Below are 23,087 nucleotides of genomic sequence, written 5' to 3' on the forward strand. Positions count from 1 at the left end.
TGCCCCGCCGCCCCCGTGAATACATGACGTGAGGGTGAGGAACATGGAGAGGGCAGAAGAAGGAGGCCCTTACTTGCTCGCTTGAACACAGTTGCCATGACGTTCCGGATCGGGCTCAACACTGGTACTGAAGTCGCGAGATGGAGGTACCATGGGCCCTGAAACCGTTTACGACAAAGACAGCTTCCTTCGCTTTCTGGATGCGATGCGCGGCGAGCTCAGCGCCGGAGCCGGGAATTGGGAGAATATCGACCTGGCCAGTTTTCTCGAAGCGATGGCTGCCTGGGTTGATGATTGGGACAGTCCTGCCCGTGACAATCAATGGCGGCATGCTGCCGAGTTGCTGCGGTCAGGGGCATCTTATGAGTAAAGCCTCGTCGTCGGCACCATCGGCGTGAATTCGTCCGAGCGCATGGCTTCGCGGATATGACCGATGAAGCCACCTGCCTGCATCTCTCCGCCAGCCAGGCTCACTCCCCCGCCGTCACCGCCCTGCCCTCTGCCCATGCCGCCTGGATCGCCTGGCTGAGCTCGGTTTCCGAGATCGGCTTGTGCAGGATGCGGCTGCCGCCGGCGCTCACCTCCTTCAGCCGTGACGGCGAGGTGTCGCCGGTGATGATGATCGACGGCACGCTGCGGCCGAGATAGGCGCTCAGCATGCGGATGGCCTCGAGCCCGGTGGCGCCATGGGCCAGCCGATAATCCGAGATGATCAGGTCGACCGATGCCGCGCCGCGCAGGGCGGCGGCCGCATGCACCGCCTGGGCCTCCGCCGCCGAGCGTCCGGCATAGACGCTGTGGCCCTCGATGGTCAGCAGCTGCTCCATCGCCTCGAGGATGTCGTTCTCGTCCTCGACGACGATGATGCCGCCAGTCCGGGCTTCAGTCCGCGTCTCGCGCTGCGGCACCGGCGCCTTCGCGGCGCGGACTTCCGGCACGGTGATCGAAAACATCGAACCGCGCCCCGGTCTGGATACCAGCCTCAGCGGATGCTTCAGCAAGCCGGCGGTGCGGCGGACGATGGCGAGGCCGAGGCCGAGCCCTTGCGTGCGATCACGCGCCGGGTTCTGCAATTGCACGAATTCCTCGAAGATCACCGCCTGCTGGTCGTCTGGAATGCCGGGGCCGCTGTCCCAGACCTGAATCTCGACAAACCCGGCGCGCTTGCGGCAGCCGAGCACGACGCCGCCCTGCCTGGTGTAGCGGAAGGCGTTGGTGACCAGGTTGGTCAGCACGCGCTTCAGCATCATCGGGTCGCTTTCGACCAGCAGATGGCTGTCGACCACCCGCCATTTCAGGCCACGCTCCTTGGCCTCGGTGGCGAACTCCTCGCGAAAATCGCGGAACAGTTCGCGCAGGCACACGGTTTCGCGGGCAACCGTGACGATGCCGGCATCGAGCTTGGAGATGTCGAGAAGCGCGTTCAGCAGGCCGCTGAGATTGCCGATGATCGACTTGGCCCGGCCGGCAAGGCCGCGCGCCTGCTCGGCCGGCACGTTGCCGCGTTTGGCCAGCACGGCAATCGTCGACACCAGCAGGCTGAGCGCATGGATCGGCTGGCGCAGGTCGTGGCTCGCCGCGGCGAGGAAGCGGGTCTTGGCGCGGTCGGCGGTTTGCGCCCGGTCGCGCTCCTCCTGCAGATGCTCGACGAGCCGTTCATTTTCCAGGCGCAGGCTGATGGTCTCGCGCAACATGCGGTAGGTGATGCGGCAATAGTAGAAATTGATCACCACGAGCGAGACGAGCAGGAACAGAAAGCCTGCCGAAATCGCGCTGCCGCTGGTGATGACGCGGGCGGCGACCGGCAACACCGTCGCCAGGATCGAGCCGATCAGCGCCGGCGGAAAGGCCGAAAGCGACGGCACCGTGCCACAGACCAGGCCGGTCAGCACCACCACGGTGAAGGACAGAAGAAGCGGCGCTTCGGGCAGGAAGCCGACCCAGCCGAACATGCCCCACAACAATCCCGAGACCCAGGAGAAGGCGGCCGCCAGCCAGGCCCAGCGCATGATCGTGCTGATATCGCGCGGCCGGCTGAAGAAGCGGCGGGAGGCGAAAACGCGCAGCGCCGTCAGCGCATAGAGCGTGCCGAGCCATCCCGCCAGCCATGGCGTGGAAATGCCGCTGCGCAAGACGTAGACGGCGGCGAGCGAAATGACGATGTTGGAAATGACCACGCCATATGAATTGCGATAGAGAAGCTCGACCAGAGCCTGGCGTATCTTGTCTTCCTGCATCCGATTCCCCTGAAGTACCGGATGAAGATCGCATAAGCTTTCCTCATCAGGGACTGTTGATCTACCGACAATTTATTTCCCATAAGTTGGCGTTCCGCCGATTCGCATCGCTTCATCATGAATGGTGACCACATGAACCGCCCTCTCACCTTCATCCTCGCCGACGACCACGCGCTGGTGCGCGAAGGGCTGAAGATGCTGATCTCGACGATGGACAACATGTCGGTGGTGGCGGAAGCCGCGGATGGCGAGGCCTTGCTGGAGCAGGTCACAAAGACCCGCGCCGACCTGTTGCTGCTCGACCTCGGCATGCCCGGCGTTGCCGGCATCCAGTTCATCTCCGACATCAGGGAGCTCGTGCCCAGGCTGAAGATCATCGTGCTGACCGCCAATATCGAGCCGCGGACGGTGCGCGCCGCACTCGAGGTCGGCGCCAGCGGCTATCTGACCAAGGACGGCGACCCCGAGGAACTCGGCGAGGCGATCGAGGCAATCGGGAAAGGCGGCACCTACCTTGCCCGCACAGTGCGTTTCGCCGTCGGCGAGGCGTCCGGCAGCGGCAGGCAGCACGCCGTGCCCGACATCCTGTCGCCGGTGCCGCTGACCCGGCGCGAGCGCGAAATCCTCGCACTGGTGGCGCAGGGGCTGACGGCGCGCGAAATCGCCGAGCGGCTCGGCATCAGCCCGCTGACGGTGCGCAAGCATCGCGAAAACCTGATGGGCAAGCTCAATCTCCACAGTGCCGCCGAACTGACCGCCTATGCGGTTCGCCTGGGTTTGCCCACAGCCTGAAGGCTGCCGCGCAGCGCCCTGCCCGCGCCCGGCATCACGTCAATATCTGCTTAACCATCAACTATTTAGCTGAGGCGACGGGCAGTCGATATACGCCACATGCCGTATGTTTTCGCCTGATGGCCCAGCCTATTCCTCCCTTCCACAGCGTCATGTGGCGATCGCGTCATGTGGCGATCGGATCATTGGGGAGGAGCCGACATGTCGTCGCTGGAACTGTTGTTGCCGTTTGCCCTGGCAACGCTGGCCTTCGCCTGCATGCCGGGGCCGGCAATCCTCTACATGACGGCGCAGACGGTGGCGCTCGGCCGCCGGGCCGGACTGATGGCAGCCTTTGGCGTCCATATCGGCTGCTACGTCCACATCTTCGCCGCGGCCATCGGCCTGGCCTCGCTGATCGAACAGGCGCCGATGCTTTTCGAGGCGATCAAGCTTGCCGGTGCCGCCTATCTCGTCTGGCTCGGCCTCTCGATGTTCATGGGCTGGGGCAAGTCGCATGGCGACGCCGCCAGCCCCGCCTCGCCCAGTCTCGCGTCACAAAGCCTGCGCGACAGCATCATCGTCGAGATCCTCAACCCGAAGACCGCCTTGTTCTTCCTGACCTTCCTGCCGCAATTCGTCGATCCGGCAGCCGCCTTGCCTGTGTGGCTGCAGTTCCTGCTGCTCGGCATGTTCGTCAACCTGGTTTTCTCGGCAGCCGACGTCGCTGCCGTCGGCATCGCCTCGGTCACCCTTGCCCGCGTCGCATCGGGCAATACCGGCTGGATCGTGCCCAAGGCCTGCGGCTCGATCCTTGTCGGGCTCGGCCTGGCGCTGGTCGGCCACCAGATCTGACGGGCTGCCTGATCAAGCGTCACCTAAGGCGGGTGCAGAAAGAGCAGGTGTTCTTGACCGCTGGAGCCCGGCGACAACGTCACGGCATGGCAACTGTGTTCAAGCGAGCAAACAGGTGCTCTTTCTTCTGCCCTCTCCGCATTCCTCACCTTCACGGCATGGATCCTAGGGTCGCCGCGACGGAGCTTCGCTCCTGCTTCGCCCTAGGATGACGAAGGGCGGGGGCGTCGTCGCGGGCTTAGGTGGTGAGCCGGTTGCCGCGAGCGGCCTCTCCGCTTCGTCATCCCAGGGTCTCCGCGACGGAGCTGCGCTCCTGCTTCGCCCTAGGATGACGAATGCGCAGGCGTTGCCGCTCATCTCCAACGCCTGTCTCGAGCCAACAGGAAACGTCGCAGATTGCTGGAGAACGCCCCTACCCCCTCGTCATCCCAGGGCGGAGCAGGAGCGCAGCGACGTCGCGGCGACCCTGGGATCCATGCCGTGACCTGTCGGCAGCGCAAAGACGGTCCGGGCCTGCTCTTTCCTCCACCCTCATCACGTTCCAAACCCTTACGGCAGGATGACGAAGGGTTGGGAGTGTTGCCGCTTGCTTGCTCGCTTGAACACAGTTGCCATGCCTTTGCCCGGATCCATGCATCTGCATCGCCCCCCTTGACTGGCAGGCGCGACAGGCTAGGCTGACATCAAATACCGGCCCCGACTGCCGGGTGGCAAACATGCCTCGTATGCCTCGCCTCCCGGCGGCGGCTGCGGGGCATTTTTGTTTTTGGGAGGAATTTTTGAAGTCGCGCATCGAAATCGGCGTGCTCTATTCGCGCTCGGGCAGCTATCAGCTGGTCGCCAATGCCTGCCATGCGGGTGCCATGCGCGCCATATCGGACGTCAACGCCGACCCGGCAAGCGGCATCGAGCTCGTTGCCATCGAGCGCGACCCCGGCGGCAATATCGACCGCTACGCACCCTTGTGCGACGAGATCCTGCGCCAGAGCAGCGCGCGTCATGTCGTCGGCGCCGTCACCTCGTGGAGCCGCAAGGAGGTAATCCCGGTGCTGGAGAAGTCGGGTGCGGCACTGTGGTATGCCTGCCCCTATGAAGGCTTCGAGGCCAATGAGCATGTCGTCTACATGCATGCCTGCCCGAACCAGCATCTGGTGCCGCTTCTGGCCCATGTCGTGCCGCGCTTCGGCGCCGATGGCTTCCTGCTCGGCTCCAACTACATCTGGGGCTGGGAAACCAACCGCGTCGCGCGCGACCTGATTGCGGATGCCGGCGGCAAGGTATCAGGCGAGCGCTATCTGCCGATCGGCGAGACCGACGTCTCCAGGCTGATCGAGGAGATCAGGGCGACACGGCCGTCCTTCATCCTCAACAATCTGATCGGCACCTCGTCCTACGCCTTCTTCGCCAGATATGCCGAGCTTGCGCGCAACGACCCGCATTTCGGACCGGAGCGCTGCCCGATCCTGTCCTGCAACCTGACCGAGGCCGAACTGCCGGCGATCGGCGAGGCAGGAAGCGGCCACCTCTCCGTCGGGCCCTATTTCCGCGACGCCGGCACGGCCACGGCCCAGACGCCTGCATCGTCCTTCGAGGCTTCGGCCTATGCCTCGGTCATGGTGCTGGCCAAGGTGCTCCAGGCAAATCCCGGCGCGGGTTTCGCCGAACTGTCCACCGCCTTTGCCAGGTCAAGTTTCGCCACGCCCTTCGGCACCATCGCCGTCGACCCGCAGACCCAGCACGCGACCTTGCCGGTCGAGATCGGCCGCATCTCGGGGCTTGGCTTCGAACGCGTCAGCCATATCGAAGCTGTCGCCCCGGACCCCTATCTCTCGCGCTATGACCGGGCCAGGACCTTCGGCCGTGCCAGGCTCAAGGTGGTGTCATGAGCGGGGTCGTGTCATGAGCCGGGCCGCCCATATCCCCAATCTCGGCGGTGCCAGGGCATTCGTGCTGCACCGCCCGCATGCCACGGTCGGCGCCATATCACGCCAGCTCCAGGCGATCGGCCTCGAGGTCGTCGACTGCTGGCCGGACCTGCCGGCCGAGGCGCTGGCCGCCGATTTCGTGTTCTTCGACGTCGATCTCGGCTTCGACCAGCAGTTTCCGTGGGCGCGGGGTGCCGCCCCGATGCCGACGATTGCGCTGATCGGCTCGGAAGCGCCGGGCCGGATCGAATGGGCGCTGTCGCACAAGGCCGATGCGCAGCTGCTGAAGCCGGTCGGCAATGCCGGCGTCTACAGCGCGCTTTTGATCGCCCGCCAGAGTTTTGCCGCGCGCCGGCAGCTGGCCGACGAGATCGCAGCACTCCAGCAGCGCGTCGCCGAGCGCCAGACCATCGTGCGCGCTGTTGCCGCTCTGTCGAGCCAGGGCGTCGACGACGAGCGCGCCTATGCGCAGTTGCGTTCGCTCGCCATGAACTGGCAGGTCAGCCTCGAGGACGCCGCCCGGCGTGTCGTCGCCCTCACCGACAAGGCCCTGAGCGAAAAGGCCATGACCGACAAGGCCAAGACCGAGAAGGAGGGCGGCCTTGACCAGTCCCATCGCGCCTGAGATATCCGCCATCGCTGTGCCGGCCAAGGCACGCGCCGGTGTCTGGCGCCGCCTCGTCAGGCGGCCGCTGGCGCTGACCGGCCTGGTGATCATCGCGCTCACGGTCGCCGGCGCCCTGCTCGCCCCCTATCTCACCGGCTACGACCCCAACGAGCAGATGTTCGACGGGCTGACGCTGGAAGGCGCACCGCTGCCGCCCAGCGCCACCTTCTGGCTCGGCACCGACCTGCTCGGCCGGGACCTTCTGACCCGCATTCTCTATGGCGCGCGGACCTCGCTGATCATCGGCATCGTTGCCAATGGCGCTGCCCTTCTGATCGGCACGCTCGTCGGCATCACCGCCGGCTACTTCCGCGGTTATGTCGGGGCGGCCCTGATGCGCTTTACCGACCTGATGATGGCCTTTCCGGCCCTGCTGCTCGCCATCTGCCTGGCCGCCGTGTTCCAGCCCAGCCTGTGGATCGTCGCCATGGTGATCGCGCTGGTCAACTGGGTGCAGACGGCGCGCATCGTCTTCACCGAAACCAGCTCGCTTGCCGAACGTGAGTTCATCGACGCCGAGCGCACCATCGGCGCCGGTACGGCACGCATCCTGTTCCGCCACATCCTGCCGCATCTTTTGCCGACCATCATCGTCTGGGGCACGCTCGGCATCTCGACGACGGTGCTTCTGGAAGCGACGCTGTCCTATCTCGGCATCGGCGTGCAGCCGCCGACGGCGTCGTGGGGCAACATCATCTTCGAGAACCAGACCTATTTCCAGGCAGCACCCTGGCTGGTGTTCTTCCCCGGTGCGGCGATCCTGGCACTGGCGCTTGCCTTCAACCTCGTCGGTGATGCGCTGCGCGACATTCTCGACCCGACGCAGCGAGGCCGGGCATGATCGCCTATCTCACCCGCCGGCTGATCCAGGCAGCGCTGATCCTGCTCGGCGTGTCGCTGATCACCTTCGCCCTGCTCTATCTCCTGCCGGCCGATCCGGTGCGCCAGATCGCCGGCCGCAGCGCCACCCCGCAGACGGTCGAGAGCATCCGCCAGCAGCTCGGGCTCGACCAGCCCTTCGCCGTGCAATACTGGCGCTATCTGACCAACCTTGTCAGCGGCGATCTCGGCCGTTCCTACATCCAGCGTTCGGAGGTCAGCGAGCTGATCGTGGCGCGCCTGCCGGCCAGCCTGCTTCTGATGGTCGGCGCCATCGTCTGCGAGCTGGTCATCGGCCTGAGCATGGGCCTGGTCGCTGCGGTCAAGCGCGGCACCGCCACCGACCAGGCGCTGATGGTCGGCTCCTTCATCGGCGTGTCGGCGCCGCAATTCGTCGTCGGCCTGCTTCTGCTCTACGTCTTTGCCGTCAAGCTCGGCTGGTTTCCGATCGGCGGCTACGGCACCTTCAGCCACATGGTGCTGCCGTCGCTGACGCTCGGCATCCTCGGCGCCGGCTGGTATTCGCGCATGATGCGCTCGTCGATGATCGACGTCCTGCGCCAGGACTATATCCGCACCGCCCGCGCCAAGGGCCTGGCCCAGCGCGCCGTGCTGTTCGGCCACGCTCTGCCCAACGCCATCCTGCCTGTCATAGCCATGATCGGCATCGACATCGGCATGTTCATGGGCGGCATCGTGGTGGTCGAAAGCGTGTTCGGCTGGCCCGGCATCGGCCAGCTCGCCTGGCAGGCGATCCAGCGCGTCGACATCCCGATCATCATGGGCGTCACGCTCGTCTCGGCCTGCGCCATCGTGCTCGGCAATCTGCTCGCCGACATCGTCGCCCCGTTCATCGATCCACGCATCAAGCTGCGCTGATCCCCAACAGACCACAAGACTGCCGACAGACAGACGACAAGCAGACAAACAAAGAGAAGGGAACCTCGGATGAAACAGCTGTTAAAATCAACCGTCGCCGCGTCAGCGCTTTTGCTGGCGCTCGGCATGGTATCAGCCACGGCACAGGAAACGCTCGACCCCAAGGCCAAGCAGGGCGGCGCGATCACCATCACCTACAAGGACGATGTCGCCACCCTCGATCCGGCGATCGGCTACGACTGGCAGAACTGGTCGATGATCAAGAGCCTGTTCGACGGGCTGATGGATTACGAGCCCGGCACCACCACGCTGCGACCCGAACTGGCCGAAAGCTACGAGATCTCGCCCGACGGCAAGACCTTCACCTTCAAGCTGCGCAAGGGCGTGAAATTCCACAATGGCCGCGAGATGACGGCAGACGACGTCAAATATTCGCTCGACCGCGTCACCAACCCCAAGACGCAGAGCCCGGGCGCCGGCTTCTTCGCCTCGATCAACGGCTATGACGACGTCGCCGGCGGCAAGTCGGAAAGCCTGGCCGGCGTAACCGTGGTCGATCCCTCGACGGTCAAGATAGAGCTGTCGCGCCCCGACGCCACCTTCCTCCATGTCATGGCGATCAATTTCAGCCATGTCGTGCCCAAGGAAGAGGTCGAGAAATACGGCGCCGACTTCGGCAAGCACCCGGTCGGCACCGGCGCCTACAAGATGGCCGAGTGGACGCTCGGCCAGCGCCTGGTGTTCGAGCGCAACGCCGACTACTGGCACAAGGGCCTGCCCTATATCGACAAGATCACCTTCGAGATCGGCCAGGAGCCGATCGTAGCCCTTCTGCGCCTGCAGAATGGCGAGGTCGACGTTCCGGGCGACGGCATTCCGCCGGCCAAGTTCCAGGAGGTGATGGCCGATCCCGAGCAGAAGGCGCGCGTCGTCGAAGGCGGCCAGCTGCAGACCGGCTACGTCACCATGAACACCCAGATGGCGCCGTTCGACAACGTCAAGGTGCGCCAGGCGGTCAACATGGCGATCAACAAGGACCGCATCGTCAAGCTGATCAACAACCGCGCCGTCCCCGCCAACCAGCCGCTGCCGCCGTCGATGCCGGGTTATGACAAGGCTTTCACCGGTTATGCCTTCGATCTGGACAAGGCCAAGGCGCTGCTCGGCGAAGCCGGCCATCCCGAAGGCTTCGAGACCGAACTGTTCGTCATGAACACCGATCCCAACCCGCGCATCGCCCAGGCGATCCAGCAGGATCTGGCGGCAATCGGCATCAAGGCCTCGATCCAGTCGCTCGCCCAGGCCAACGTCATTGCCGCCGGCGGCGAAAAGGACGGCGCGCCGATGATCTGGTCCGGCGGCATGGCCTGGATCGCCGACTTCCCCGATCCGTCCAACTTCTACGGCCCGATCCTCGGCTGCGGCGGTGCGGTGCAGGGCGGCTGGAACTGGGCCTGGTACTGCAACAAGGAGCTCGACGAAAAGGCGGCAGCGGCCGATTCGATCGTCGATCCCGCCAAGGCCGAGGAACGCGCCAAATTGTGGGGCGAGATCTACGCCAAGATCATGGCCGACGCACCCTGGGCGCCCGTCTTCAACGAGCAGCGCTTCACCATGAAGTCGCCGCGCATGGGCGGCGACGACAAGCTGTATGTCGACCCGGTCCATATCCCGATCAACTACGACTATGTGTATGTGAACGATGTGCAATAACTGCAACTACACCATCCACGGACGCCATCATCACTTCGGCTGGGACAATTCATTTGCCCCGGCCGAGCGGGTGACGCCCGGCTCGACGATCGAGTTCGAATGCCTTGATTCCTCGGGCGGCCAGCTCACGGCCGACAGCACCGTCGACGACATCGCAAAGCTCGACTTCGACCAGATCAACCCGGTGACCGGGCCGATCTTCGTCGAGGGCGCCGAACCGGGCGATGCGCTCAAGGTGACGATCGAGGCGTTCAAGCCGTCCGGCTTCGGCTGGACGGCCAACATCCCGGGCTTCGGCCTGCTCGCCGACGACTTCAAGGAGCCGGCGCTCACCATCTGGAAATATGACGCGACCTCGCTCGAACCGGCGCTTTTTGGCAAAAACGGCCGCGTGCCGCTGAAGCCTTTCGCCGGCACCATCGGCAACGCCCCTGCCGAGATGGGGCACCACTCGGTGGTGCCGCCACGCCGCGTCGGCGGCAATCTCGACATCCGCGACCTTGCCGCCGGCACCGTGCTCTATCTGCCTGTCGAAGTGGCGGGCGCGCTGTTCTCTGTCGGCGATACGCATGCCGCCCAGGGCGACGGCGAGGTCTGCGGCACGGCGATCGAAAGCCCGATGAACGTCGTGCTGACCCTCGATTTGGTCAAGGATGCCAGGCTGAAGACGCCGCGCTTCACCACGCCGGGGCCGGTGACGCGGCATCTCGACGCCAAGGGCTATGAGGTGACCACAGGCATCGGTCCCGATTTGATGACCGGCGCCAAAGAAGCCGTCGCCCAGATGGTCGACCTGCTGTCACGGCGTTACCAGATGGACCCCGTCGACGCCTACATGCTGGTGTCGGTGTGCGGCGACCTGCGCATCTCGGAGATTGTCGACATGCCGAACTGGGTGGTGTCGTTCTACTTCCCGCGCTGCGTGTTCGAATGAACGCAGCGACCGATCCGAAACAGGCTGCCGGAGCCCCTGCCCCGGCAGCCGACAGGCCGGTGCTCGACGTCGCCGGGCTGACCATTTCCGTGCGCGGCGAAGACGGCGAACGGCCTGTCGTCTCCGACCTCTCCTTCTCCTTGGCGCGCGGCGAGACCTTGTGCATCGCCGGTGAATCCGGCTCCGGCAAGTCGATGACCTCGCTGGCGATCATGGCGCTGCTGCCGCAGCCGGCGGCCCTGTTATCAGCCGGTTCGATCAGGCTCGGCGACACCGATCTCGCGGGCCTCGACGAACGCCGGATGCGCCGCATCCGCGGCAACCGCATCGCCATGATCTTCCAGGAGCCGATGACCTCGCTCAACCCGGTGCTGTCGATCGGCCGCCAGTTGGTCGAGGCGATCGAGGCCCATAAAGGTGTTTCCGCGGCCCAGTCGCGCAAACTCGCCATCGAGGCGCTGACCGCCGTGCGCATCCCCGAGGCCGAAAGCCGGCTGAAACGATATCCGCATGAACTGTCCGGCGGCATGCGCCAGCGCGTCATGATCGCCATGGCACTGGCGCTGAAGCCCGACGTGCTGATCGCCGACGAGCCGACAACGGCACTCGACGTCACCGTGCAGGGCGAAGTGCTCGAACTGTTGCGCGACCTGCAGCGCCAGCACGGCACCAGCGTCATCCTCATCACCCACGACATGGGCGTGGTCGCCGAAATGGCCGACCGCGTCATCATCATGCGCAATGGCCGCATGGTCGAGCAGGGCAAGGTCGCCGACATCTTCGAACGGCCCGCAGTCGACTACACACGCGACCTGCTGGCCGCGGTGCCGCGCATGGGCACCGCGCGGCAGGCAGCACTCCCGGAGATCGAAGCGGCGAAACCCCAGCCGGTCGCTGTGGCGCGCGACCTCCATGTCCGCTTCGACCTGACCGGCGGCTTCTTCGGCCGGGTCAACCGCCGGGTGCATGCCGTCGAGGGCATCAGCTTTTCCATCGCGCCCAACGAGACGCTGTCCCTGGTCGGCGAATCCGGCTGCGGCAAGTCGACGACGGCGAAAGCGCTTGCCGGCCTGGTGCCCTATCACGGCGAGCTTGAGATCGGCGGGCGCAACCTGTCCGGCCTCGGCCGCGAAGCGCGCAAGGCGGTGCGCCGCGACGTGCAGATGATTTTCCAGGACCCCTACGCCTCGCTCGATCCGCGCATGCGTGTCGGCGACCTCGTCGCCGAGCCGCTTTTGATTCACGACATCGGCACATCAGAGGAGCGCAGCGAACGGGTCGCCGCCCTGTTCGAGCGCGTCGGTCTTTCGACTGAGCAGATGGAGCGTTATCCGCATGAGTTTTCCGGCGGCCAGCGCCAGCGCATCTGCATCGCCCGCGCCTTGGCGTTGCGGCCCAAGCTGATCATCGCCGATGAGAGCGTGTCGGCGCTCGACGTATCGGTGCAGGCGCGCGTGCTGCAATTGCTGAAGGAGCTGCAGCGCGAATTCGGCGTCGCCTATCTGTTCATCTCGCACGACATGGCGGTGGTGGAGAACATCTCCGACCGTGTCGCCGTCATGTATCTCGGCCAGATCGTCGAGATGGGCACGCGCGACCAGATCTTTTCCAATCCGCGCCATCCCTACACCAGGCGGCTGATCGAGGCGGTGCCGGTTCCCGATCCGCTCAGGCGCCGGACACGTTTCGCCCGCATGGAGCGCGAGATTCCGAGCCCGGTGCGCAGGCTTGGCGATGCGCCTGAGAAACTGGTGCTCACCGACGTCGGCGGCGGCCACCTCGTCGCCGAATCGTCGGATCGGTAAGCCCGCCGACCCGCCGATCCCTGTCCGGCGCGCCAGTCGCGCCGAGGTTCGGTCGCGCCGGGGGTCGGTCGCGCCGGAGGTCGGCTCGTCATCCATCAGACGTCACAGCCTTCGGCAGAGATTGTGGAAAGATCATACTGGCATATGCCATTGCGACGTTTGTGCACGGCAGCCGGCATTTGATGAATCAAAGTGTAGTGCTATCGTCCGATCAAGCATGGTTAACAAAAGCTGAATTACAGCCGCGTGTTCGACCATGCCTGGGCCTGGCGGATCCGCTCGCCGGCCTGTCGCCACGGGCGAATGACTTTGCATAACCGGTCGCGGGCCAGGGTGGGAGTGGCAACGATTGGCGGAGCTGTGCGAAAAATTCATCGACCAGATCTATGAGGCGTCCTTCGTCCCGGAGAAATGGCCTGTTTTGCTTGACGACCTCGCCAGGGCCGTCGACGGCATGGGCGGCTACCTCTTCACCATCAGCCGGGGCGCTTCCGCCTATGTCGCCTCCGATGCGGTGGCACCCCATGTCGGGGCCTTCATGGATGAAGGCTGGATGGCGGTGAACGGCCGGGCGGCGCGCGCCGAAGCGCTGGCCTATCCCGGCTTCATCACCGACCTCGATGCCTTCAGCGAAGAGGAACTGGAGCGCGAGCCGATCTACCGCGACTTCCTCAGGCCGCGCGGCATGGGCTGGGCCGCCGGCACCCATATCCCGCTGCCCACCGGCGACGTGCTGTCGTTCAACCTCGAGCGCTCCACCGCACGCGGGCCGTTCGAACGGCCCTATGTCGAGGCGCTCGACCGGCTGCGGCCGCATATTGCGCGCGCGGCCATGGTCGGCGCACGGATCGGCCTGGAAAAGGCGCGCGCCGGCGCCGATGCGCTGGAGGCGCTCGGCCTGCCGGCGGCGGTGCTGGGCGGACGCGGCCAGTTGCTCGCCTGCAACCAGCTGATGGACAGGCTGATCCCCGACATGGTGCAGGACGGCACGGCCCGCGCCCAGATCACCGACAGGAAAGCCGATGCGCTGCTCGAGGCGGCACTTGCGGCACTCGCCGTCGGCACCCGGCGCGGCATCGTCCAGTCGTTCCCGATCAAGGGCGATGACGGCAAGCCGTCAGGCGTGGCGCATCTGTTGCCGGTGCGCGGCTCGGCGAACGACGTGTTCAGCCGCATGAACAGCATCCTGGTCATCATGCCGCTGCCCGGCCCGGGCGCACCGCCGGTCAAGGTGCTGCAGGCGCTGTTCGACCTGACGCCGAGCGAAGCGCGCATCGCCGCGGCGCTCGCCGACGGCCGCACCATCGACGCCATCAGCCAGGATTTCGGCATCGCCCGGGAAACCGTGCGCTCGCATCTGCGCTCGATCTTCGCCAAGTCGGGGGTGTCCAAGCAGTCGTCGCTGGTCCGGCTGCTGCTCGGCGTGACGCTGCCGCGACCGGGCAGCTAGGCATAGATTGAATGAGCGTGGTTTGGGGTGGGAAGCGGACAGTCTGCTTTCATTGCGGAACCGCGAAAAGCGGGCGCTAGAGTTTTTAGACATTGAGCCGCCACGCGGAGGCGTTTGCTTCGGATTCACTTTCCTGCCCCTGGCCTGTATATGCTGGCCCACAAAGGGAGGATGAAGTGGCCGGTCCGGAGAAGGAAGATACCTATGCCAGCGCGCCTATCGACGCCGGCACGCATGCCGAGGACGGTTCTTTCCTGGTCCTTGAGACCATTCCCGATGGGAAGACCCAGTATCTAAGCTACCATCTCAGCGTGAAGGCCTATGATAGGGCGAAGGCGGCTGGAGCCGATATGGAGCTTTTGGACGAAGCGTCCCAGCCTCAGCTGCTGGCGGAATATAGCTTCGAGACGAAAGTCCTGACCACCTATCCGATCTGGCTCCGCTCGAACCAGACCAATTTCCTCAAGCCGAAGTACGGGACAATCGCCAGGATATCGTTCGAGGACGGGCATGAGATGGAAGTCGACAAGCACATAGGCTTGTTCTTCGGCTTGCCGACCGGATTTCACCGCAAGCCGTTCGAGGGGTTTGGCGTCGATCCCCGCATCAAGTATCTCATCGACGCCTTCCGCAACCTCCCCGGCATCGTAGGCATCACGATGTGCGAGGACGACCAGATCTCGGTCGATGGCGACCACGTGCGCCTTCCCATCCACATCTTCGACGACGCCCGCCTGAACATAAACCGGGCCCACGATGCCGCTCGTGATTTCGCCAACGGCGAGAAGATGGCCTACCTCAAAAACCTTTTCTTGCCTTACGTAGTCCCGGGATACGAACCCAACGATTTCGAGCGGCCCGGAATCGACCTGCAGGATACCGTTCGGTCGGCGCTGGCGAAGAAGGGCATCCCGCGGTCCCGCAACACCAACAACAGTGCCGCTATCCGGAGCGTGATGCGCCAGGTCGTGGAGATCACCCAGGACGATCCGGTGCAGCTCTTCGAATTGAGCGAAAAGATCCAATTGGCCTCCCTTTCCGCATTGATCGAGGACATGGCCAAGGAGATGGCCAAGGGCCACCGCGAGGCGTTCTGGCAGACCTATTTTGAGGAGAACCCATTCATCCTAAAGGTGCTCTTCGGGCTGCCGGTGGTGCACTATACCAGCCAGGCGACAGTCGGCGGGATGGGGCTGAAGCGGAAGGGCGAGAAGCAGGCCGATTACTTGGTCAAAGCCGGGATGCTGGGTAATCTGGCCATCGTCGAGATCAAAACGACTGAGACTCAGTTGCTGACCAAGCCCCCCTATCGTCCACCCAACCTCTATGGCCCGCACCCGGAACTGACAGGTGGTGTGAACCAGTTGGTCGACCAGAAGCTTCGTCTCATCAAGAGCATCGCAGCCAAGAAGGAAGAGGAGGAGGAGCCGAACATCCAGGCTTGGTCGGTCCCGTGCATTCTCATCATCGGCAGGGTCCCCGAGAAAAAGGACGAGAAGCAATCCTTCGAGATATACCGCGGCAGCCAGAAGGACGTGCTCATCATCACGTTCGACGAGTTGCTGGCAAAGCTGGTGGCCCTGCACGAATTCCTGATCACCAAGCCAGACAAGATCGACGAGGACGCCGCGAAACTCGTTTAACGGTACTAACTAATCTGGTCCGGCAAGGATACCCAGGTTGCCGGCTGGCAAGGCGTTGGCCAGTTTGAGTGTTTGTTTCTGACCTAGTGATTGTCGATTTTGGGGAGTGAATTCGTGACGGACGACAGTTTGGATCCGGCTTTCAAGTCGCACCGTGATTACTATCATTTCCGACGCGAGGTAGTGAAGTCACGTCGTTACATTGGGTCTCCGGAGACGGTAGCATTTCTGCAAGCCGTCGCTGCCACCTGTCATGCCCGAGAGACTATCTTCAAAGTGGGCGCGGGATTGAGGCGCGCCCAAGTAGCACATGGCCTGAGACCGATTTATCAAACTGGCGACGACGGTGAATACATACACATCGACGATATCGAGTGCGCAGCCAACAAGGCCCGCATGATGCCTTTGCCTGACCGGGCTGGCGACGGGCGCGTGAACCCCCGCGGCATACCCTGTCTCTATATGGCGACCAACGACGCTACGGCAGTATCGGAAGTCAGGCCCGCGATCGGCGCTTACGTGACCGTCGCCGTTATGAAATGCTTGCGCGAATTGAAACTGATCGACTGCAGCGTTCTCGCCGAAAAGCAGTTCATATACTTCAAAGAGCCAGAACGCGCCGAGATGGAGGAGGCCGTCTGGTCGGATATCAACAGGGCATTTTCAGCGCCTGTAGATAGGTCCGACGACGCAGCGGAGTACGCGCCTACACAGATTCTCTCGGAATTGTTCCGCTCCCTCGGTTACGACGGCGTGGCGTACAAAAGCGCGTTCGGCGAGGACGGCTACAATGTCGCAATCTTCAATATTGACGATTTCGAAGTCGGGTGGTGTCGGCTGTTTAAAGTGAAAGACATTACGCACAAGATTGAGCAGCAACCCGACTGATTTGCACTATCGGGGCGCGCACCTGGCACCTCTACGGGATGACGAATGGCAGCTTGCTGGGATGCACGCATCAGCTCTGGATGACCGGCATGGGGGTCGAATGCGGACGCTGTCTTTCACGTTGGGCCGAAATCTGATTCAGCATCGGCATGAGCCGATAGATCTAACCGAGGCGCTTGATCGAGCCGCTCTCATCGAGCGCTTCTTCTCCAAACTGAAGCCCGTCCGGAAGGTTGCGACCCGCTACGACAAGCCGGCCGAAAACGTTCTCGCCATGGTTCAGCTCGCTTCTTTGGGCTGTGGCTTCGCTTATGAGCCTGGGGCCTAGACCATAGGCTTACTCGACACGTCGCCTGCGACCTGCGCATCTGGAATGGGGAGGAACGACAATGCCTTATCTCGACATCTATCTGGCCCAGCTAACCGACCCGTTCCGGATCGGCCTGCTGGTCGCGCTGGTGGTCACCGCCGCCAACACCGCGCCGAACCTGAACCGCTGGATCCCGATCGCGCTGGGCGTCGTCTTCGTCGCCGTGCTGATCCCGTTCAGCTTCGGTGCCTCCGACGACGTCGCCAAGGCGTTTGCCGTCGGCGTCGGCCTGGTCTCCAATGTCACGCTGCTGGCCGTCATTCTGGGCGCCAAGGCGCTCTATTCCAGGTTGGCCAGGGGCTAGATCGGTTCCGCTTCTCTTCGAATAGCGGAGGCGCTTTTTGTGCCCGCGCAATTCCTGATGGAAAACCGCTGCACTTCCTGGAATTGCCCTGGCTGGTTTTCCGGCAACGGCATGGCAACTGTGTTCAAGCGAGCAAACAAGTGCTCTTTCTTCCGCCCTCTCCGCATTCCTCACCTTCACGGCATGGATCCCAGGGTCTCCGCGACGGAGCTTCGCTCCTGCTTCGCCCTAGGATGACGAATTGTGGATGGTCGCCGCCGGCCTGGGTGGTGAGCCGGTTGGCGCGGCCTCCCGCTTCGTCATCCTCGAGTCGAGCCTCTGGGATGACGAATGGAGAGGCCTGTCCGGCAAGCCAAAACCACTAAAGCGCATGCTCACCCCTTCGTCATCCTAGGGCGAAGCAGGAGCGAAGCTCCGTCGCGGAGACCCTGGGATCCATGCCGTGACCTTGCGGCAGCGCACAGACGGTTCAGAACGTCTGTACCTTCTGCCACCCGCAACACATTCCTCACCCTCACGGCATGGATTCTCGGGTCGAGCCTCTGGGATGACGAAGTGGGGAGCCCGCGCCCGCCCCGTCGTGCCATCTCTCGTTCATGGCTTTGCGCCCTACAGCTCGAACTCACCCTGCCCGGCGTCGAGTGCGCCGATGGTCTCGGCGGCAAGGGCGCGGGTGATGCGGCTCTTCTGTTCGAGGGCGGCGCGGTCGAGGCGCTCGACGACGCGGATGGCCGTCGACAGGGAGCGCTCGATGCGGCGGACCAGGAACTGCACGACATGCGGCTCGACCTCGACCTGGCGGTCGGCGAACAGCTTGGTGATGACGCCGGCCAAAAGAAGGTCGTCGGGCTCGTCGATCTCGACGGTCGCCGCTGCCTTGAGCCGCGAGGCGAGGTCGGGCAGCGTCACACCCCAGGCGGCGGGAAAGCTGCGCGCGGTGAGCAGAAGCTGCGCGCCCGAGCCGCGAATGGTGTTGATCAGGTGGAACAGTCCGTCCTGGTCGATCCTGCCCTGGTCGGCATCGTCGATCAGCACCGAGGCCGCGCCGACCTCGCCCAGATGCGCCGTAATGTCGGAGACGTCGAGCTGGAGCGCCTCGGCATGCTCGCGCCAGATCGCGGCGAGGTGCGATTTGCCGGAGCCGGCCGGACCGGCCAGCAGCACGACAGGCGCCGGCCATTCGGGCCAGCGGTCGATCAGCGCAACAGCCTGGGCGTTGGCGCCTGAAACGACGACGTCGTCGCGCGAGAACCCCGGGGAATGTCCGAGGTCGAGCGGCAGCTGGCGCGGTTTGATCGGCTCGCGCGACACGGTCATTTTTCCGGTTTCGCGCCGCTCGGCTTGCCGGCCTGGACTTTTGCAGCGCGCGGCCCACGGGCCTCGATCTTTACACTGCTCGGCGTGCCCGCCTCGACCTTTGCAGTGCTGGGCGTGCCCGCCTCGGGCGTCTCTGCGTCATGGCCGTGATAGAGCGGTGAATCGAGGTAGCGGCCGATGGCGAAGCGGACCAGCACGGCAACGGCCGCCGCCGACGGCACCGCCACCAGAAGGCCGACGAAGCCGAACATCGCGCCGAAGGCGACGAGCGCGAACATCAGCCAGACCGGATGCAGGCCGACGCTCTTGCCGACGAGCCGCGGCTGCAGGATGTTGCCCTCGATGAACTGGCCGATGAAGAACACCGCCGCCACCGCCGCGACCATGGTCCAGTCCGGCCAGAACTGGACGAAGGCGACGCCGATCGACAGCACCAGGCCAAGCAGCGAGCCGACATAGGGAATGAAGCTGACCAGGCCGGCAAACAGGCCGATCAGCACGCCGAAATTCAGCCCGGTCAGGGTCAGGCCGGCGGCATAGAAGATGCCGAGGATCAGGCACAAAGTGCCCTGCCCGCGGACGAAGCCGGCAATCGCCGTGTTGATGTCGCGGGCGATCTGCCTGACGGTGACGACGTGATCGCGCGGGATCCAGCTGTCGACGACCGCGACCATGCGGTCCCAGTCGAGCAGCATGTAGAAGGCGACGACCGGGGTGACCACGAACAGGCTGGCGATCGAAAACAGCGCGACGCCGGAACTCCAGATGCCCTGGAAGATGGTGGTGACGAAGCCGAAGCCCGAGTTGAGCAGCGAGTTCAGCCCCTCGCGCAGGCCTTCGGCATCGACGCCGAAACGCTGTTCGATCCATTGCGGGTTGAAGTCGGTGATCAGCTGCTGCAGGCGTTCGAGATAACCCGGCACCTTGGCGGCGAAGTCGGCCATCTGCGAGGCCAGCACCGGAATGATGATGACAAGGCCGAGAACCAGAAGCACCAGGAAGCAGACCAGGATGACGACGGTTGCCATCAGCCTGGACAGGCCGAGCTTCTGCAGCCGGTCGGCGACCGGGTCGAGGAAATAGGCAAGCGCCATGCCGGCGACGAAAGGCAGCAGGATGTCGCTGAACAGATAAAGGAATACCGAAAACAGGACGGCTGTGATCAACCAGAAGCGGATCTGCTTGCGGAATGCCGCAGCAGCAGCTTCTTCGGCCGCTTCGTCATCGGTTGGGAGTTTCGCCTTCGCCATAACCGCTCATGTGCCTCAGCCAGGCCACGAGATAGGCTGCCGCGGAAGCGACGGTCAAGAGGCCGGAAATGGTTATCAACGCCGGCCGGACCGGGCCGAGCGCAAAGCTGAAGGCAAGTTCGCCCAGCACGACCGCCGCCAGCACGATCTGGACGGCGGTGTTGGCCTTCGACACCATCAGCGGGCGCACCTTCACCGGATGCGCCATGATCGTCGACAAAAGCACCGCGCCGACGATCAAGGCGTCGCGCGACACCGCCAGCACGACCAGCCAAAGCGGCAGATGCCCCATGATGCCGAGCACGACGAAGACGCTGACCAGCAACAGCTTGTCGGCCATCGGGTCGAGATAGGCGCCGAGTTCCGAGCGCTGGTTGAAGTGGCGGGCGATGAAGCCGTCGACGCCGTCCGAAACGCCGGCAATGACGAAACCGGCAAAGGCCCAGTCCCACTCCCCCGCCAACATGGCGTAGATCACGCACGGCACGAGGATCAGCCTCATGATCGTGATCATGTTCGGAATCGTCACGATAAGCATTCCGCCCCGGCCGTTGCCATTACGCTTTGTCTTTTCCCGACATTTTGTCTTTAGTCGATAAATGGGCGAGACTTCACGACATCGCAAGGGAGTGGGCGGCTGCGCAATCGCGTGGCCGTCATGCGAGCGGCGGTCCGGGCAGGCCTGTCCACCGCTTTGGCGGCCGTTTCCAAGGCAATCCGGCTCTCTCGCTTGCGGGAACGGGCCGTTCATGCGAATAGCGCCCCAAAAGCGCACGACATCAGGAATTGGCGATGAGCGAAGGCAAGAACGGTCTCACCTATGCGCAGGCGGGCGTCGACATCGACGCCGGCAATCTGATGGTCGAGAAGATCAAGCCGCTGGTGCGCTCGACGCGCCGGCCGGGCGCGGATGGCGAGATCGGCGGCTTCGGCGGCCTGTTCGACCTCAAGGCCGCCGGTTTCAACGACCCGATCCTGGTCGCGGCCAATGACGGCGTCGGCACCAAGCTCAAGATCGCCATCGATGCCGGCAAGCATGACACGATCGGCGTCGACCTCGTCGCCATGTGCGTCAACGACATCGTCGTCCAGGGCGCCGAGCCGCTCCTGTTCCTCGACTATTTCGCCACCGGCAAGCTCGATCCCAACCAGGGCGCCGACATCGTCTCCGGCATCGCCGAGGGCTGCCGCCAGGCCGGCTGCGCGCTGATCGGCGGCGAAACCGCCGAAATGCCCGGCATGTATCATGGCAACGACTACGACCTCGCCGGCTTTGCCGTCGGTGCCGCCGAGCGTGGCCGGCTTTTGCCGACCGACGACGTCGTCGAGGGCGACGTGCTGCTCGGCCTGGCGTCATCGGGCGTTCATTCCAACGGCTATTCGCTGGTCCGCCGCATCGTCGAGGTCTCCGGCCTGAAGTGGAGCGACCGCGCCCCCTTCGCCGACGGCCCGACGCTGGCCGAGGCCCTGCTCGAGCCGACGCGCATCTACGTCAAGTCACTGCTCAAGGCGATCCGCGAGACCAACGGCATCAAGGCGCTGGCCCACATCACCGGCGGCGGGTTCCCCGAAAACATCCCCAGGGTGCTGCCCAAGGAATTCTCGGCCGAGCTCGACCTGTCGGCGATCGAGGCACCGCGCGTGTTCTCGTGGCTGGCTGCCACAGGCGGTGTGTCGCCTGAAGAAATGATGCGCACCTTCAACTGCGGCATCGGCATGATCGCGGTCGTTGCCGCCGGACAGGCAGCGCAGGTCGCCGCCGTGCTGCAGGAGGCCGGCGAGACCGTCACGCCGATCGGCCGCATCGTGCCGCGCCGCGACACCGGCGTCATCTATCGCGGGTCGCTCGCCCTATGAGCCTGCAGCGCAAACGCACCGTCATCCTGATTTCCGGCCGCGGCTCCAACATGGCCGCGCTGATCGACGCCGCCGCCGACCCGGCATTCCCGGCCGAGATCGTCGGCGTCATCTCCGACAAGGCCAATGCGCCCGGCCTCGGCATCGCCGCCAGCCGTGGTGTCGCCACCAAGGTTGTGACACGCGCCGACCATGCCAGCAAGGAAGCCCATGACGAGGCGATTGCCACGGCACTCGACACGTTCGGCGCCGAGATCGTGGCGCTAGCCGGCTATATGCGTCTACTGACCACCGGCTTCGTCGAGAAGTGGCAGGGCCGGATGATCAACATCCATCCGGCACTGCTGCCGTCGTTCAAGGGGCTCGACACCCACCAGCGCGCGCTCGACGCCGGCATCCGCGTGCATGGCTGCACCGTGCATTTCGTCACGCCCGAGATGGATGACGGCCCCATCATCGCCCAGGCCGCCGTGCCGGTGCTGATCGACGACGACGAGCCGACGCTGTCGGCCCGCGTGCTCAAGGCCGAACACCGGCTCTATCCGCTCGCCCTCAGGCTGTTCGCCGAAGGCAAGGTGCGCATGGAAGGCAGCCGCACGGCCTATTCCGGCTTCGCCGACAGCATCGGCACCGACGAGATCGCCGCCCCTAATCCGGCGCGCGACGAGATCGATCTCGAGCAGCTCGCCCGCATCACGCCCTGAGCCGAAAGACCTGCATGGCAATAATCAGGCACCTGCTTCTGCTGCGCCATGCCAAGTCGAGCTGGGACGATGCGGCGCTCGCCGATTTCGACCGGCCGCTTTCGCCGCGCGGCCTCGAGGCTGCGCCGCGCATGGGCGCTGAAATCGCCAGGCGCGGCTGGCTGCCCGAGCTGGTCTATATCTCGCCTGCCATGCGCACGCGCCAGACCTGGCAGCTGGCTTCGGCACTCTGGCCGGCGCCGCTGCCCGCGGCCGCGCTGCACGACAGCATCTATGGCGCCCTGGCAAACGACCTGTTCGCGCTCACCAGGGCCGCGCCCGACGAGACCGGTGCGTTGCTGGTCATCGGCCACAATCCGGGGCTTGAGATCTTCGCCGCCCAGCTGGCCGGCCCCGCTTCGAGCAGCGATGCGGTCCAGTCGCTGGAAGAGAAATTCCCCAGCGGCGCGCTGGCCCGCTTCGAGTTCGAAGGCGCCTGGAACGAGCTACGCCCCGGCATGGCGCGCCTGACCCATTGCCTCAGGCCAAGAGAGCTGGCCTGAGGCGCAGCCGCTTGGCCGGCGCTGCTCGCGGCGGCATGCGACCATCGCGCCAGGTCGTGAACCTAAAGAATGCTGGGTGATCGAGACGGCTGGAAAG

The 23,087-nt window shown here is 64.5% G+C and carries 21 protein-coding genes and 1 pseudogene; 18 read left to right on the forward strand and 4 right to left on the reverse strand.

Annotated elements, in window-relative coordinates; translation table 11 throughout:
• Positions 1 to 151: 151 nt before the first annotated feature.
• Positions 152 to 370 carry a DUF7660 family protein gene (locus tag DY201_RS20345; protein WP_115732777.1) on the forward strand — a complete coding sequence of 73 codons (219 nt, stop codon included), beginning with the start codon at positions 152 to 154 and terminating at the stop codon, positions 368 to 370.
• Positions 371 to 470: 100 nt separating this feature from the next.
• Here DY201_RS20345 and DY201_RS20350 read toward each other — a convergent pair whose 3' ends face one another.
• Positions 471 to 2,237, reverse strand: a complete 1,767-nt coding sequence (locus DY201_RS20350; RefSeq protein WP_115732778.1) for an ATP-binding protein — start codon at positions 2,235 to 2,237, stop codon at positions 471 to 473.
• Positions 2,238 to 2,369: 132 nt separating this feature from the next.
• Between DY201_RS20350 and DY201_RS20355 the strand changes: the two genes are divergently transcribed.
• The 14 genes and pseudogenes from DY201_RS20355 (at position 2,370) to DY201_RS20420 (ending at position 17,320) form a co-directional block, all read left to right on the forward strand.
• Positions 2,370 to 3,029, forward strand: coding sequence for a response regulator (locus DY201_RS20355; RefSeq protein WP_115732779.1), 660 nt, complete (start codon positions 2,370 to 2,372; stop codon positions 3,027 to 3,029).
• 201 nt (positions 3,030 to 3,230) lie between these two features.
• The gene (locus DY201_RS20360; protein WP_115732780.1) at positions 3,231 to 3,863 is read left to right on the forward strand and encodes a LysE family translocator; all 633 of its coding nucleotides are present in this window, start codon (positions 3,231 to 3,233) and stop codon (positions 3,861 to 3,863) included.
• Positions 3,864 to 4,642: 779 nt separating this feature from the next.
• A complete protein-coding gene (locus DY201_RS20365) occupies positions 4,643 to 5,749 on the forward strand; it encodes a transporter substrate-binding protein (protein ID WP_115732781.1) in 1,107 nt (368 codons plus the stop codon).
• 13 nt (positions 5,750 to 5,762) lie between these two features.
• Positions 5,763 to 6,413: an ANTAR domain-containing response regulator gene (locus DY201_RS20370; RefSeq protein WP_115732782.1), complete on the forward strand. Its 651-nt coding sequence runs from the start codon at positions 5,763 to 5,765 to the stop codon at positions 6,411 to 6,413.
• Entirely contained in the window at positions 6,391 to 7,296 is a 906-nt protein-coding gene (locus tag DY201_RS20375; protein WP_115732783.1) for an ABC transporter permease, read from the forward strand. Before DY201_RS20370 ends, DY201_RS20375 begins: the two co-directional genes overlap by 23 nt.
• Entirely contained in the window at positions 7,293 to 8,213 is a 921-nt protein-coding gene (locus DY201_RS20380; RefSeq protein ID WP_115732784.1) for an ABC transporter permease, read from the forward strand. The genes DY201_RS20375 and DY201_RS20380 overlap by 4 nt, the downstream gene beginning before the upstream one ends.
• A 69-nt stretch (positions 8,214 to 8,282) precedes the next feature.
• The gene (locus DY201_RS20385; protein WP_115732785.1) at positions 8,283 to 9,926 is read left to right on the forward strand and encodes an ABC transporter substrate-binding protein; all 1,644 of its coding nucleotides are present in this window, start codon (positions 8,283 to 8,285) and stop codon (positions 9,924 to 9,926) included.
• Positions 9,916 to 10,860, forward strand: a complete 945-nt coding sequence (locus tag DY201_RS20390; RefSeq protein ID WP_115732786.1) for an acetamidase/formamidase family protein — start codon at positions 9,916 to 9,918, stop codon at positions 10,858 to 10,860. The genes DY201_RS20385 and DY201_RS20390 overlap by 11 nt, the downstream gene beginning before the upstream one ends.
• Complete coding sequence (locus tag DY201_RS20395) at positions 10,857 to 12,665, forward strand: ABC transporter ATP-binding protein (RefSeq protein ID WP_115732787.1); 1,809 nt, start codon at positions 10,857 to 10,859, stop codon at positions 12,663 to 12,665. Before DY201_RS20390 ends, DY201_RS20395 begins: the two co-directional genes overlap by 4 nt.
• Before the next feature lie 349 nt (positions 12,666 to 13,014).
• Complete coding sequence (locus DY201_RS20400) at positions 13,015 to 14,115, forward strand: helix-turn-helix transcriptional regulator (protein ID WP_115732788.1); 1,101 nt, start codon at positions 13,015 to 13,017, stop codon at positions 14,113 to 14,115.
• A gap of 176 nt (positions 14,116 to 14,291) precedes the next feature.
• Positions 14,292 to 15,758: a Shedu immune nuclease family protein gene (locus tag DY201_RS20405; RefSeq protein WP_115732789.1), complete on the forward strand. Its 1,467-nt coding sequence runs from the start codon at positions 14,292 to 14,294 to the stop codon at positions 15,756 to 15,758.
• Positions 15,759 to 15,872: 114 nt separating this feature from the next.
• The gene (locus DY201_RS20410) at positions 15,873 to 16,646 is read left to right on the forward strand and encodes an RES family NAD+ phosphorylase (RefSeq protein ID WP_147297339.1); all 774 of its coding nucleotides are present in this window, start codon (positions 15,873 to 15,875) and stop codon (positions 16,644 to 16,646) included.
• A gap of 190 nt (positions 16,647 to 16,836) precedes the next feature.
• Positions 16,837 to 16,961, forward strand: a pseudogene (locus DY201_RS29860) (IS5/IS1182 family transposase); the annotation flags it as partial.
• A 74-nt stretch (positions 16,962 to 17,035) separates the two neighbouring features.
• Positions 17,036 to 17,320, forward strand: coding sequence for a hypothetical protein (locus tag DY201_RS20420; protein ID WP_115732791.1), 285 nt, complete (start codon positions 17,036 to 17,038; stop codon positions 17,318 to 17,320).
• 609 nt (positions 17,321 to 17,929) lie between these two features.
• Here the strand turns inward: DY201_RS20420 and hdaA are convergent.
• Genes hdaA through DY201_RS20435 form a run of 3 tightly spaced genes read right to left on the reverse strand, consistent with a single transcriptional unit; the run spans position 17,930 to position 20,416 of the window.
• Complete coding sequence (gene hdaA, locus DY201_RS20425) at positions 17,930 to 18,637, reverse strand: DnaA regulatory inactivator HdaA (protein ID WP_115732792.1); 708 nt, start codon at positions 18,635 to 18,637, stop codon at positions 17,930 to 17,932.
• Positions 18,634 to 19,887 carry an AI-2E family transporter gene (locus DY201_RS20430; RefSeq protein ID WP_115732793.1) on the reverse strand — a complete coding sequence of 418 codons (1,254 nt, stop codon included), beginning with the start codon at positions 19,885 to 19,887 and terminating at the stop codon, positions 18,634 to 18,636. The genes hdaA and DY201_RS20430 overlap by 4 nt, the downstream gene beginning before the upstream one ends.
• On the reverse strand, positions 19,859 to 20,416 hold the full coding sequence (locus DY201_RS20435; protein ID WP_115733898.1) for a CDP-alcohol phosphatidyltransferase family protein: 558 nt from the start codon (positions 20,414 to 20,416) through the stop codon (positions 19,859 to 19,861). Before DY201_RS20435 ends, DY201_RS20430 begins: the two co-directional genes overlap by 29 nt.
• Before the next feature lie 263 nt (positions 20,417 to 20,679).
• Between DY201_RS20435 and purM the strand changes: the two genes are divergently transcribed.
• The 3 genes from purM to DY201_RS20450 are packed head-to-tail and all read left to right on the forward strand — an operon-like array spanning position 20,680 to position 22,990.
• Positions 20,680 to 21,744 (forward strand): phosphoribosylformylglycinamidine cyclo-ligase, encoded by a 1,065-nt coding sequence (gene purM, locus DY201_RS20440; protein ID WP_115732794.1) that lies wholly within the window; start codon positions 20,680 to 20,682, stop codon positions 21,742 to 21,744.
• Positions 21,741 to 22,448: a phosphoribosylglycinamide formyltransferase gene (gene purN / locus DY201_RS20445; protein ID WP_115732795.1), complete on the forward strand. Its 708-nt coding sequence runs from the start codon at positions 21,741 to 21,743 to the stop codon at positions 22,446 to 22,448. Before purM ends, purN begins: the two co-directional genes overlap by 4 nt.
• A gap of 14 nt (positions 22,449 to 22,462) precedes the next feature.
• Positions 22,463 to 22,990, forward strand: a complete 528-nt coding sequence (locus DY201_RS20450; RefSeq protein ID WP_115732796.1) for a SixA phosphatase family protein — start codon at positions 22,463 to 22,465, stop codon at positions 22,988 to 22,990.
• The last annotated feature ends 97 nt before the right edge of the window (positions 22,991 to 23,087 follow it).

The organism is Aminobacter aminovorans, from assembly GCF_900445235.1.
GTDB classification, from domain to species: Bacteria; Pseudomonadota; Alphaproteobacteria; order Rhizobiales; family Rhizobiaceae; genus Aminobacter; species Aminobacter aminovorans.